At 54.8% G+C, this 13,554-nt stretch carries 10 protein-coding genes; 2 read left to right on the top strand and 8 right to left on the bottom strand.

The features are described 5' to 3' along the window. Positions 1-160: 160 nt before the first annotated feature. The 3 genes from JMJ16_RS23225 to JMJ16_RS23215 form a co-directional block, all read right to left on the bottom strand. On the bottom strand, positions 161-382 hold the full coding sequence (locus JMJ16_RS23225; protein ID WP_007911215.1) for a hypothetical protein: 222 nt from the start codon (positions 380-382) through the stop codon (positions 161-163). A 332-nt stretch (positions 383-714) separates the two neighbouring features. Beyond that, entirely contained in the window at positions 715-1,410 is a 696-nt protein-coding gene (locus tag JMJ16_RS23220) for a GNAT family N-acetyltransferase (protein WP_201385380.1), read from the bottom strand. 96 nt (positions 1,411-1,506) lie between these two features. After that, positions 1,507-2,202 (bottom strand): dienelactone hydrolase family protein, encoded by a 696-nt coding sequence (locus JMJ16_RS23215; RefSeq protein ID WP_201385379.1) that lies wholly within the window; start codon positions 2,200-2,202, stop codon positions 1,507-1,509. Between the two features lie 564 nt (positions 2,203-2,766). On the opposite strand from JMJ16_RS23215, the gene metG reads away from it, so the two are divergent. Continuing rightward, positions 2,767-4,371, top strand: coding sequence for a methionine--tRNA ligase (metG, locus tag JMJ16_RS23210; RefSeq protein WP_201385378.1), 1,605 nt, complete (start codon positions 2,767-2,769; stop codon positions 4,369-4,371). A gap of 42 nt (positions 4,372-4,413) precedes the next feature. Here metG and JMJ16_RS23205 read toward each other — a convergent pair whose 3' ends face one another. The 3 genes from JMJ16_RS23205 to JMJ16_RS23195 form a co-directional block, all read right to left on the bottom strand. Next, a complete protein-coding gene (locus JMJ16_RS23205; RefSeq protein WP_201385377.1) occupies positions 4,414-6,192 on the bottom strand; it encodes a CocE/NonD family hydrolase in 1,779 nt (592 codons plus the stop codon). Between the two features lie 388 nt (positions 6,193-6,580). Next, positions 6,581-8,032, bottom strand: a complete 1,452-nt coding sequence (locus JMJ16_RS23200) for a hypothetical protein (RefSeq protein WP_201385376.1) — start codon at positions 8,030-8,032, stop codon at positions 6,581-6,583. Beyond that, positions 8,026-8,574: an RNA polymerase sigma factor gene (locus JMJ16_RS23195; RefSeq protein ID WP_201385375.1), complete on the bottom strand. Its 549-nt coding sequence runs from the start codon at positions 8,572-8,574 to the stop codon at positions 8,026-8,028. The genes JMJ16_RS23200 and JMJ16_RS23195 overlap by 7 nt, the downstream gene beginning before the upstream one ends. 330 nt (positions 8,575-8,904) lie before the next feature. On the opposite strand from JMJ16_RS23195, the gene JMJ16_RS23190 reads away from it, so the two are divergent. Beyond that, positions 8,905-9,591, top strand: a complete 687-nt coding sequence (locus JMJ16_RS23190; protein ID WP_201385373.1) for an FHA domain-containing protein — start codon at positions 8,905-8,907, stop codon at positions 9,589-9,591. A 97-nt stretch (positions 9,592-9,688) separates the two neighbouring features. Here the strand turns inward: JMJ16_RS23190 and JMJ16_RS23185 are convergent, their stop codons facing one another. After that, complete coding sequence (locus tag JMJ16_RS23185; RefSeq protein ID WP_201385371.1) at positions 9,689-10,525, bottom strand: hypothetical protein; 837 nt, start codon at positions 10,523-10,525, stop codon at positions 9,689-9,691. Positions 10,526-10,646: 121 nt separating this feature from the next. Then, a complete protein-coding gene (locus JMJ16_RS23180; protein ID WP_201385369.1) occupies positions 10,647-13,478 on the bottom strand; it encodes an aconitate hydratase in 2,832 nt (943 codons plus the stop codon). Positions 13,479-13,554: the final 76 nt, after the last annotated feature.

Here is a 13,554-nt window from a genome sequence, read left to right as displayed (position 1 = left end):
CCATACCACCTACTCAGGCGAGCGCCATAGGCGGGAGCAGTCACGCCAAAGAGGTAAAAGAAAGAGGGAGAGATTTCCACCAGAATGGAATCTCTCCCTCTTTTCTGAAAGTGAGGGCGCTGGGTAGTTCAGAACAGCACAAGAGATGGGTGTCTGCTAGTTATCCCATGACCTGGTTGTAGAGGTCATAGATCGCAAGTGTTGCCTCTGACTCACCGATATGTCGCGCTAATTGCCCTTGATACTGGTCCACACGTCTCATACGAAGATCCATAATCTCATGCTTGGCCGTGCCCCAGGCCAGTCCATTTAGTCCCTGTTTGATCGCTTCATATTCTTCGGCGATGCGCTGGCGCAGGAGGGCGATTTCGCTTTGGTGCATAGGATGGTGCCTTCTTTCCTGGAAAAGAGCAGTGCGACGCTACCAGTGTGTTGCCGCAACAACGGCGTTTGTTCGTTGTACTTTTCTAAACGGGGACTATACCATGTTTTTTCGTGATTTTCATGTTCTTGGCATGTTTTAGGGGTGTTTTAATACTATCTTTATGCTGGACTTCTCAGCGCCGCAGGCGCTGCGCATAGAGTAAGGTGGCTGGCGGTGGGCTGGCAGAGCCAGCCCACCGCCAGCCACCTTACTCAGAAAGGCATGTAGCGAGGAGAGGTAGCTTATTTCGGTTCGACGCTGCTCAATGCTCCAGGTTGGCAGGTTTAGGGTCAGGTGAGAGTGAGTTGGAGGGCGTGGGCGAAGGGGCGGTAGCCGGCGTTGTGAGCCAGGCGGAGGGAGGCGTGGTTGTTGGCCAGGGCGCTGTAGATGGGAAACAGGCCTTCTTGCGTGACAGCTTCGGCCCAGAGGAGAGTAGCCGCCAGGGCGTAACCTTTGCGGCGAGCCTCGGGAAGTGTCTCCACCCCCAGTTCGCAGGCGTCTGGTGTGCGCCGCGAGCTATGGGCTATGCTCACAAGGCGATCATGCTCCACAACGCCAAAGACTGGTTGCTGTTGGGGCGCACTAAAATAGTCTACATCTTCTGGCAAGAAGGTAGCGATGGTATGGCGTTCGTCGGGCGAGATGCGTCGGGCGAGCCGCCGCGCCTCAGCGAGATCCATAGCAGGCGTAGCTGTCTGAACAAGCGCGACCTCATGGCTGGCGCTAACCCCCTGTGAAACTGCCTCTACTTCTGTAGCTGCCTGTAGCTGCCTGGCATATTGAAGGAGTTGCTCGCCCTGTTGAGGCGTGACATCAGAGCGCCAGATGTAGAGCTGTTCATTAGTGGGCTGAAGTGTAGCGATGCAGAGGTGCCAGGGCGGTTGGTGTGGCGCTGGTACGATGGTATGTGTCTGCGTGAGTGGAGGAATCTGGATATACCAGACGGCCTCAAGATGGCGACGCAATAGCGTGTGAGTATCAAGCATGAAATAGCGATCCTTTTATTTCTGATAGATGGTAGGTCTTGAGTGGCCGCGTACGCCAGTAGCGGGCCCCAAGCCCGCTACTGGCTATCTTTCACGTTATTTCAAATGTTCCTTCAGGAAATTGATGGCCCGTGGCCAGGCATCGGCGGCCGCCGCTTCATTGCCCATGCCGTGATCTGGATTGAGGAAGGCGTGTCCGGCGTCATATACCTTAACGGTAAAGTCTTTCCCGGCATCTTTGTAGAGCTTCTCAATCTTCTGTCTCTGTTCTGGGGGAATGCCCTCGTCCTGGCTACCATAGACGGCGAAGACGGGCGCGTTCACGCGTGCGACCTCTTCAGGCTTGGGATCATAGCCGCCGCCATAGAATGGCACCAGCGCGCCCAGGTCAGGATAGTGTGCCGCAGCGGTATATGCCAGGAAGCCTCCAAAGCAGAAGCCCATCAGGCCCAGCTTCTTGGGTTCGACGTTATCCATATTTTTCACGGTGTTAAGCGCGCCAATGATCTCGTTGATCGCGCGATCCACATTTTTGCGTGTTGCCATCATCAAGCGCATAGCGTCGTTGGGTTCAGAGGCAATCTTGCCATGAAAGAGGTCAGGCACGGCGACGACAAAGCCCTCAAGTGCCAGTTTCTGCGCCAGGTCGCGGATATGAGGTTCGATCCCCCACCATTCCTGAATCAGGACAACGCCAGGATGCCTAGCATCGTCATCAGGCTGGGCGATGAAAGCATAGGCACCCTCACCATTGACGGGTAGCTTCACATGAGATGTGTGAATTACAGCCATTGTCTGCTCCTTTTCATATAGGTGTAATAGACTGAAGTAGCATTATGGATAACGGAGGGCCAGAAATAAGTACTTGGGCTGTAGTGTTATCCATCGCTAGATAAACTTTTTACAGGTAGATTATATACTATGGAGCCGATGCAAACGTTCCTGGCGTGTACACGGCTCCCTCAATTTCTTCAGGTTTTGCGCCGATAAACTCTTCATCCTGCTGCTTGACACTGCATGGTTTTGTCTGTACACTGAAGAAGGTAGGTAGATGTAGAGTTTTTCGTTAACTGTCCTACCAAGAGTATAGCATTTAAGAGAGAACACGATGACCCTGCAACAGAAAAACATGTACATGTCAATGTGTGTTGCTATGGACCAGATGTCGATGATGCTGGCATCGGGCCGGGTATCGCTGTTCCTCTCGACCCCCAGACCACGCTCAGACCTGTTGAGGTGAGCGCAGGGGATAGAAAAGCAAAAGAAGAGGCGTGAGCGATACCGCTCACGCCTCTTCTTTTGCTTTTCTCCAGGTGATGTGACGCTAGTTTTTTCTGGACGACAAGAGGTGAAACTATGAATGTGAAACAACCGCTAGAGAGTTTGTCTGAACGTATAGGAGAGGTTGCCGGGACCAGGCGCTTCTACATTACGACCGCGATTGATTATCCTAATGCTGCGCCTCATGTGGGGCACGCGCTGGAGAAGGTCATCGCGGATATTCAGGCGCGCTATCATCGTTTACTAGGCGATGATACGTTTTTTAGCACGGGCCTGGACGAGAACAGTCTGCACGTTTTGCGCGCGGCTCGCGAGGCCAATGTCGAGCCTCATGCATGGGTCGCGGCCCTGGAGGCGCGCTTCCGCGAGGAGTGGCGCAAACTGGATATCAACTATGATCGCTGGATTCGTACGACGGAGGAGGCGCACCGGAAAGTCGCAGAGGAGATTTTTCGCCGTGCCTGGGCGCGCGGTGATATCTACCGCACCACCTATTCAGGCTGGTATTGTCCCAACTGTAACAACTTCTATAAGGACGAAGATTTGCGCGATGGGCATTGTCCCGATCATCCTTCAATCTCGCCCGAGTGGCTGAACGAAGAGAACTACTTCTTCGCCCTCTCGCGCTACGAGGACCAGTTGCGCACATATATCGAGGAGCATCCTGACTTTATTGTTCCAACTTCGCGCCGGGCCGAGGTGCTGGGCGTGATCAAGCAGGGGCTGAGGGATTTCTCCATCTCGCGCCAGGTGCGTCCAGGACTGGAGAACTGGGGGATTCCCGTTCCCGAGGATCCGCAGCAGGTGCTCTACGTCTGGTTTGATGCCCTGACCAACTACCTGACCACGATTGGCTTCCTCCAGGATGAGGAACGTTTTGCGCGTTACTGGCCCGCGGACGCCCATGTGATTGGCAAGGATATCACGCGTTTCCACTGTCTCTACTGGCCCGCCATTCTCCTCTCGGCGGGGCTGCCATTGCCCAGGCAGGTTGCCGTGCATGGCTTTATCACGCTGGAGGGGAGGCGTTTCTCCAAGTCGTCGGGAAATGTTATCGCGCCGAGTGCGCTTGTGGACGTAGTTGGTAGCGACGCGCTACGCTATTACCTGCTACGCAACCTCTCGCTGACGGCTGATGGCAACTTCACGCGTGAAGGTCTCTTGCGCGCGTATAACGATGAACTGGGGAATGACCTGGGGAACCTGCTACAACGCCTGGTGGTACTCATCAAGCGCTTTCGTGGCGGAACCATTCCTCGTCCAGGTAGTGTGACGCCTCTGGAGGAAGAGGTACAGGCCCTGGTAGCACAGGGCGGAGCACTGGTGGGCCGCGCCCTGGATGAATGGGAGCCAGGGCGCGCTCTGGAGGAGGCGTGGCGCTGTGTGCGGCGCGTCAACCTGTATATCGAACAGAGTGAGCCGTGGAAGCTTGCCAAACAGCCCGGGCAGGAGGAGCGCCTGGATACCGTGCTCTACACGGCGGCGGAGGCTCTGCGCCTGCTCTCTCTCTGGCTCGCGCCCTTTATCCCTGCCACCTCGCGCCGCCTGCGTGAGCAGCTAGGCCTGGAGCCTCTAGCGAATGGAGCATGGCGCACAGAGGGGCACTGGGGTGCATGCGAACTCACCCAGGTCGTTCCCGGTGGCGTACTCTTCCCCCGCCTGCAAGTGCATAAAAGATGACCATGAGGATCCGGGCAATGCCCGGACCCTCATGGTCATCTTTTATGCACTTGCAGGTATGATGGGGAGCAGGATGTGAGAGGGGTGCTCAGTATCGTGCAGGATGGTCTGGTGTGCCTCCTGGAACTCGGCATCGCTTCCCAGCGGCTGGCCCGTGTTGGGGTTGCGGTCCCAGCGCGGGAAGCTGCTGCTAGTGACGTCAACGCGGATGCGATGTCCTTGCTTAAAGAGGTTACTGGTGGCCCAGAGGTCGATAGCATACTCATAGGCCTTGCCAGGCTCGATCAGCGAAGATGCCTCGCCCTGAGCAAAGTTTCGGTGACGTGCGCGTATGATGCCATCAGTCAGATTCTGCGCATAGCCATCGGGATGCACATCAACCAGGCGTGCCACAAAGTCCGTATCGGGCGCGCTTGACGTTGCCCACAGGTGAACCGTGATAGGGCCGGTGACCTCTACATCCTGCTCAAGCTCAGGTGTGCTATAGACCAGGATATCCTCGCGTTGCTCAATGGAGCGCTGATCGTAGGGGCCGGAGCGGTACTCGGGAGTCATCAGCAGTGCGCCGCCACGGGTGGGCACTGGATTGGCTGGATCATAGATGTAGTTATCAGGCTCCTCGCTCTCAGGGGCCGTGGTACTGAGCGTGCCGTCGCCAGCAAGGGTATTGGCGTGTCCCGCGCTATGCAGGTAGTAGCGCGTCTCGACGGCGCGTGCCAGCGGCCATTCCTGCTCGTCGCGCCAGGTGTTGGCGCCCATCACAAAGAGCTTAATGGGGGCCTCGCTCTCAATGCCGTTCTCCACCTGTTTCAGGTAGTGATCGAACCAGCGTACCTGGAGGCTGACCAGGTCGATCTTGAGGTCGATAAAGGCCGCGCTGGCCCCCATGCCAAAGTTCAGCTCGCCGATGGGATTCATCATTCCGCCATGGCTCCAGGGGCCAACGAGTAGCTTACTCTGGCGCGCCTCGGGCGTGGTTCCCTGCTCACGCATAATTCGGAAATTCTCAATGGTATCCTTGAGGAAGATATCATACCAACCCGCGATGCTAAAGGTCGGGACCGTTACCTTCTCGTGCTGACCTAGAATGGTCATATATGCAACGCGCTCGCGCTGCATCTCATACTCAAACGCATCAAAGAAGGCGGGTGAGACATCGTTGCGCTTGAGCGGGGCGAACTCACTCAGAGGGAGAGAGGCATAGCCCTGAGTACCCAGCGCGTCGATATCGTGAATAAGCTGGTAGAGCGCGGCCCCCAGTTTGCGCGGATCCTCCTCGCCCCGGTAGCGGCGCATCAAGACATCGATGCCCATCGACATTTGCCACTGGGCGGCGGTCCCTAGTTCCAGGGCACCTCCGCGGAAGGTCACACCATTGAGAGGATCATTCCAGGTTTGCACCGGCACAGCGGCCTTCAGGGCAGGTGGCTGCTGGGTCATAGCCGCCCACTGGGTGAAGCCGAAATAGGAGATACCAAACATACCTACAATGCCGTTGCTGTAGTGTAGCTTAGAGGCCCATTCTACCGTATCGTAGCCGTCCTCGGCCTCGAAGCGCATGGGGCCCCATTCACCCCCGGAGGTAAAGCGCCCACGCGTATCCTGCACAATGACGACATAGCCCCGGCGCGCGACCTGGAGTGGATCTAGCAACGAAGAGCCAATGGGGAGATCCTTGCCATAGGGGAGGCGCGTCAGGAGAACCGGCCATTTCCCTTCACCGGCGGGTCGATACACATTGGCGCGCAAGATCGTGCCATCGCGCATTTGCGCTGGAACGTCAAAATCAATGGCAACCTGGTGCCCTGCTTGCTGTGTCATACGCAGTATGCTCCTTTGCAAAAAATGAGTGACTTCTTATATGAGAACTAACGGAAATGTCGCGTCGTTATATGTATGTATTATGCATCTATGTATCATACAACGCTCCAGGCAGAGGTAGCTAGCTTCTCTAGTACGAGCCTTCACGTCTACATAGTCTAGAGCTTATCCGAAAGAAGATATGGATCACCAGGAACAAAACACAAAGAGCAGAACACCTTGAGAAACATCTCAAGGTGTTCTGCTCTTTCCCACTTCCCTATGGTAGAATACGCTTAAGCATTTTCACGACGACGCATACGCAACATATTTCTTACCTCCATATAGTCAGTTACCCCACGTCTCAAGGCAAGAATTTGAAGGGCTTTACGGCGCGTTTTGATACCTGTTATGCCGCTTTCGGCCAGGTGCTTACCTTGAACCAGGTTTTGCCGCCATCGGCTGTCTTATAAAGATCGATAACACTGCTTGATGTCTGTTTAAGAGCAAAGCCCACATGTACAGTGAGAAAGCTATAATCAATAAGTGTTCCATTTCCATTAGGAGAAGTCGAAACCTTTCGATTGTCTGTCAAGTTCAGGATGATGATATCTTTCAGGTCGGATTTCTGGTCAAGGGTGGCTCCTATGGCGTGCTGGTCGTCTACAAGTAGACGTACAGAATCAGGTACTGCGGTGTTACTTCTCTGCCATGAGTTACCGCCATCATGTGTTATATAGGCATACCATTGTATGTTTGGCGTATCAAATCGGGCTAAGAAGTACCCTGTACTCTTGTCAAAGAAGATGGGTTGTTGTGTCAGCGCGAGTTTTCCTGGGGTATTGGGCAGGGATTGTTTTTGCCAGGTCTTGCCTCCATTATGAGTGATGTAGATTGACATTGTTCTCTCGATTCCAGGTTTATCAACACCTGACGTCCAACCAGTTTGCTCATCGATGAAGTATAAACTGCCTCCCATTCCAGCGGGAAAAGGCGCGACGCTTTGCCAGGTCTTGCCTCCATCATGCGTGTGCAGAAGGGTGCTTTTCGGCAGCGTAGGTTTTTGCTGGGTGATATCCCCAATTGTCTGCTGTGATTGAGACTGTGATGTAATTTGCTGCGGCTGTTGAGTCTTTACTGCCCAACCATGATTCTGATCAGTAAATGTGAGCGAGAAGACATCGCTTCCTGAGTAGGGAAAGCGTTGCCATGATGCGCCGCCATTAATTGTGCGGTAGAGCCATACTGGATACGGGCTTTTTGTTTGATCCCATATTGGTAACCAGGCGGTATTGTTATCGAGAATGTAGAGGTCGGAGACACGATGAATTCCAGGCGGCGTTACCTGTTTCCAACTCTTGCCTCCATCAGTGGTACGCAAAATAGAGCCCCAGGCTTCCTGGCTCCCTATCCCGATAGACCATCCATCCTTTTCGTTCACCATATATAAGCGCTCCCCCTCTGTAAGCTCTATGAGCTTCGGCGCTGGCTCATGAGAAGTAGCCACTTGCGATGTACTGTCTTTTGCGACTCTGGTATTGCGAACCAGCGAGAAGGTAAACACAAGCGCGCTAACGATCAACGTAACGATAAGAACAGCCGCCAGCGTACTGAGACTCCGCAACCAGGGTCGTGTAGCCGGAATGGGAAATCCTTGTGCCTGTTTCGATGTTTTTCGTTGCATCTTCGCGGAAGATCCCTGAGCATCTGAAGACAGCGGCACGGATATCTTTGTCAGGCGCTCCCTGGTTCGTAGCAGTAGTTGCTTTTCGTCAGAATGCATTTGATAGAGTGCCTGCAATTCCTTGAACAATTCAGGAGACGCCTGTTCTTCGGGCAATAGATCCTCGCGGTCTAGCATTTGTTCTCTCCTTCTGCTTGTCTATATAAATGTCGCAGGGATTGTACAGTGCGTGAAAGTAATTTACGCACTGCTTCTTCACGTTTTTGAAGCAAAACGGCAATTTCAGCACAACTCAGTCCATAATGATAACGCAATTGTAGGGTTTGTTGCTGAAGCACAGGAAGTCGCTTGATATGGGCACGCAGTTGTTGATGTGCCTCTCGTTGCAAAACAACCTGCTCTGGTCCCTCCTCCGAGAAAAGCAGGTCCGAGATTGCGTCTAGTGAAGTTTGTGGATGTCGTTGTGTTCGTCGGTAGCTGTTGAACAGCTTGTTTTGAGCAACTTTTCGTAACCAGGCCAGCTGCTCGCTCGGAGAAAGTATCGGTAAACTCTCCTTTTCCAATGCGGCGACAAATACTTCTAGCATCAGGTCCTCCGCATCCTCTAACGAGGGCGTATGCAGGCGAAGGTAGCCAAGAATAGCCTTACCGTGCTGGTCAAAGAGCGTCGCATGGAGAGGAGTATATTGAATGTTTTCATCCCTTTGTTCTAGCTGCATGTGCGTTCCTTTGCTACACTAATTTCGCTAGTAATATCACCACAGAAAAGAAAACGTGACATTCCCCTACAGGCTTTGTATTGATGGATGCAAGGCGAACCAGGGCGTATACTAAAGGGAGCAGGCGAAAGTGATGCAATTGAGGGGGCGGCGAAGAGCGCATTATTATAGTCAAGAAACAATAAGTGTATTCTCTTGTAATAGCTAAAATGTACAATTTGGAAAAACTTGACACCCTTCGATGCAATTCGTTATACTCAGTTGGCATGTGACGATGAGGCCCTTGTGCCGGTATGTTTATCGACGTTTAGCTAGCGTTGGTGGAGTGTTATGGATCAGGATTTTTCAACGAGTGCATATCTGCTCATCCAAAAGGGACCGCTCGTGGGGAAACGGGTAGAATTATGGAAGGATTGTACCACTATCGGACGCAGTCGGGAGTGTGATATTTTTCTGGAAGATATTACTGTCCATCGGAAACAAGCCAGAATCCTGCGTCTCCCCGAGGGGTTTGTGGTACGTGACGATCATGGCAGTGGCGATAGCTTTGTCAACGATCAGCCTACGCAAGAGCAACTCCTCTCCAATGGCGATGAGCTTAAATTTGGCCATACTCAGATGGTCTTTTATGATAGCGAGGGGACCCGCCCCTTCAAACTGGCCTCCTCACGTGGGCGAGAATCCCTTATTGGCAAGGAGCCTGATTCGCAACCCGTCTCGGCTGCTTACCTCTATCCTTCTGGCGGCCAGAGTTCCATGCGTCAATTAGAGGTTGTATCCAATATGACCATCGGACGGAGCCGGGAATGCGATATTTTTCTGGAAGACCTCGCGGTGAGTCGCCACCATGCCTCGATTCATGAGGTTGCCGGAGGCATGTACGAGTTAATTGATCAACGATCCGCGACGGGAACCTATATCAATGGGCGACGCATAATGCAACAGGTGTTACGTGATGGCGATATTGTGCAAATCGGCTCGATCCGCTTTACCTTCCGCCAGGTCAACCCTTCATAAATATACGAGGGTTAGGTGTGACGCGGGTTGGCAGCCTTCGGCTGCCAACCCGCGTCACACCTAACACGCTACTCCCATACCCTTTTGTATTCTTGCTTTAGCTTGGCGGCGTTCCTAATAGACGAGTTAGCTCCCTTACGCGCTTTGCATAGACATCGATTATCACACCATTTGTGGTATGAAGTGGAGGGGCATAGGCCCGCGTGCGCCACATAAAGCGCCAGACCTCGTGTGGAATAGCCTGAGTATAGCCCGTGTCCTGGTTGCGGATGTGGGTCGCGGAGACCTCGCGATAGGCATTGCCAAGCGGGAGTGGCTCGATGTAGCGCGCGAAGCGTGTGTTCTCCTCCTGCTGTAAAAGCGCCTGCAATGCCTCTGGCCCATCCTCTCCACGTGGTGCGACCAGGAGTTTGGCCAGAGCAAAGAGTTCCTGCAGCGCGGCATCGCGGTCCGTATAGTAGTGAGGATCGAGGATCTGCACAATTTTATCAAAGCCCATTAGAAAGTAGATGTTGTGCACTCGAGGAAAACTCTGCCGTATGGCGCGCGCCTGTTCCACGTAAAGGCCCCGGTTGAAGAGCAGAATGCCAGACCCAGAGAAGCGCTGCATCAACCGATCCAGGAGCGCGAGGCGATCCAGAAAGAGGGGGCGCGAGATATTTTCCTTATCGACGGTCTGCTTGCTCATCGCGGCATAGAGGCGCATAGGCGCATGGCTTCGTGTATAAGAGTAAGCCTGCTTGAGCATAGCCAGGTGGGCCAGGGTTGGTGGATTAAAAGAACCAGTGAAAACAATGATATCGCCAGTGGACCTGGGGGATCCGGGCAGTGGCAAGACGAGTGGTTCGCCCCGTGGATCAAGTGTATCAAGGCTCTGCTGGATGGCGCGCAGATAGCGCCGGCTCTGTGGTGTCAGATAGAGATGCTCGCTCATGCTCTTATTGTATCACTGTCTGCGCTATGCTGCCTGAAGAAAATTAACTCACTAGTATACGAAAAGAGTGTAGCGCAATGGCTGCCACCGTGTGCGCTACACTCTTTTCACCTCTAGACTGCTAGTCCTGCGCGAGACGGCGCAACACGGTGAGCAGAATGCCGCCGTTCTTATAATAGGTGACGTCAATCGCGCTATCCAGGCGGGCGATAGTCTCGAAGGTGAAGGTAGAACCATCTTCACGCGTGGCCTTCACAGTCACGGTCTGGCGTGGTTTGAGGTCTTGCTCAATCCCCAGAATATCGTAGGTCTCGTGACCAGTCAGGCCCAGAGACTCTTTGCTCTCGCCAGAGCGGAACTGGAGGGGCAGGATGCCCATGCCGACGAGGTTGCTGCGATGGATACGCTCAAAGCTCTCGGCAATTACGGCCTGTACACCCAGCAGCAAGGGACCTTTGGCCGCCCAGTCACGGGAGCTACCGGAACCATACTCCTTGCCTGCGATGATCAATAGCGGTGTTCCCTCCTGCTGATAGCGCATAGAGGCATCATAAATGGTGGTCTCTTCGCCATCGGGCAGGTGAACGGTGTAGTAGCCCTCTTTGCCATTGGTCAGGCGGTTGCGCAGGCGAATGTTGCCAAAGGTACCGCGCATCATCACCTCGTGGTTGCCACGGCGCGCGCCATACGTATTGAAGTCGCGGCGCTGCACACCATGCTCAAGCAGGTATTGACCAGCCGGGCTATTGGGAGCAAAGCTGCCCGCGGGCGAGATGTGATCGGTCGTGATGGAGTCATCGAGTACGGCCAGCACGCGTGCGTTATGAATGTCCTTCACGGGCGTGGGCTGATCACTCATGTTCTGAAAGAAAGGTGGTTCGCGTACATAGGTCGATTCAGGATCCCACTCGAAGAGCTGCCCGGTTGAATTGGAGAGCGCCTGCCACTGCTCGTCGCCCTCGAAGACGCGGCTATAGTTCTCAGCGTAGACCTCGGGCGTAACCGATTTCGTGACGAGCTGGCGAATCTCTTCCTGGCTGGGCCAGATATCGCGCAGGTAGATCTGTTCTCCTTTGTCGTTGGTGCCCAGAGGCTCATGCGCAAGATCGATATCGACAGTGCCTGCCAGGGCGTAGGCCACGACCAGGGGAGGCGATGCCAGGAAGCTTGCACGCACCTGGGGATGAATGCGTCCTTCGAAGTTGCGGTTTCCGCTCAGCACGGCGGCGACAACCAGGTCATTCTCCTGAACGGCCTCGGCAACTGGCTCAGGTAGCGGACCGCTATTGCCGATACAGGTGGTACAACCATAGCCCACGAGGTTGAAGCGTAGCTCCTCAAGGGAGGAGAGGAGATCCGCGTTGCGCAGGTAGTCAATAACCGCGCGTGAGCCAGGGGCCAGGCTGGTCTTGACAGCCGGGTTGACCTTGAGGCCTTTTTCAACGGCGCGCTTGGCGAGCAGACCTGCGGCGACCATGACAGAGGGATTGGAAGTGTTGGTGCAGCTGGTGATGGCCGCGATGGCGACCGAGCCATGGCGCAGGTGAGCTTGCTGCCCATCCAGGTTGACCAGAATATCTTTTCCCTCAAGTACGCTATGACCATGGCCATTGCCGTTGGCTAGCTGGCTCTCCGCGTCTTCTTTCTGCTCAACTGAGCTAGGAGTCGCGATGCCGCCCTCGTTGCCCAGGCGGTTGGTAGGATTCTCGACCGTCACATTGGTAGCAGCGCCCTTAAAGCGATCTGCATACGCATCGCGGAACGCTGTACCCAGCGACTGCATGGCGACGCGATCCTGTGGGCGACGGGGACCAGCCAGGCTAGGCTCAATCGTGCTCAGATCCAACTCCAGCAAGTCGTCGAATTGTGGCTCAGGTGTTTCATCGGTACGGAAGAGACCCTGGGCCTTGGTATAGCGCTCAACCAGCTCAACCAGCTTGGGATCGCGACCCGTGTCTCGCAGGTAGCGGATGGTCTCGGCATCGACCGGGAAGAGCGTCGCGGTCGCGCCAAACTCGGGTGACATATTAGAGATAGTCGCGCGGTCGGCCAGCGCCAGGTAGCTCAGGCCAGGGCCGGTGAACTCGACAAACTTGCCCACCACGCCGCGTTTGCGCAGCGTCTGCGTGACTGTCAGAACCAGGTCGGTCGCGGTCGCGCCTTCTGGCAGCGCGCCGGTCAGGCGCATACCGATGACTTCGGGAGTTAGCAGGTAGAGGGGTTGCCCCAGCAACACGGCCTCAGCTTCAATACCGCCGACGCCCCAGCCCAGCACACCCAGGCCGTTGATCATGGTCGTATGCGAGTCGGTACCAACCAGGGTATCGGGATAGGCGACCTGTACGCCATCATCCTCTTTCGTCATCACGACCGAGGCCAGGTACTCCAGGTTGACCTGGTGGACAATACCTGTTCCGGGTGGAACGACGCGAAAATTGCTGAATGCCTGCTGCGCCCAGCGGAGCAGGGCATAGCGCTCGCTGTTGCGCTCATATTCACGCTCGACGTTCTGCGCAAAGGCCATGCGTGAGCCAAAGGCGTCGACCTGAACCGAGTGGTCAATGACCAGGTCGGCGGGTACGAGCGGATTGATCTTCTCAGGATTGCCCTGCATCCGAGCCACAGCCGAGCGCATCGCGGCCAGATCGGCGACGGCAGGTACCCCGGTGAAATCTTGCAAGAGCACACGCCCGGGGAGGAAGGGATACTCGGCCTCATTTCCCGCGGCCTTACCAGGCGTCCAGTTAGCGAGCGAGAGGACATCCTCCGTCTTTATCAGGTCACCATCGGCATGGCGGAGCAGGTTTTCGAGGATGATGCGTACCGTAAAGGGCAGGTGATCTAAATTCTGTACGCCATGCTGCTCAAGCGCGCCGAGACGGAAGTAGTGGGTGGTCTCGTGGGCGCCTTCGAGTGGCGTACGGGCGTTAAATACATCTTTGTATGCCGTCATAAAAAAATCCTTTAATGGAGTGAACTAATGGGGAGGGAGACTTGTCGCTGCAGAATGAGCTTGCGTAACAACCGGG

It is taken from the genome of Ktedonobacter sp. SOSP1-52 (assembly GCF_016587395.1).
Note: the sequence above shows the minus strand (reverse complement) of the source record. Positions and strands in the feature narration are given on the sequence as shown.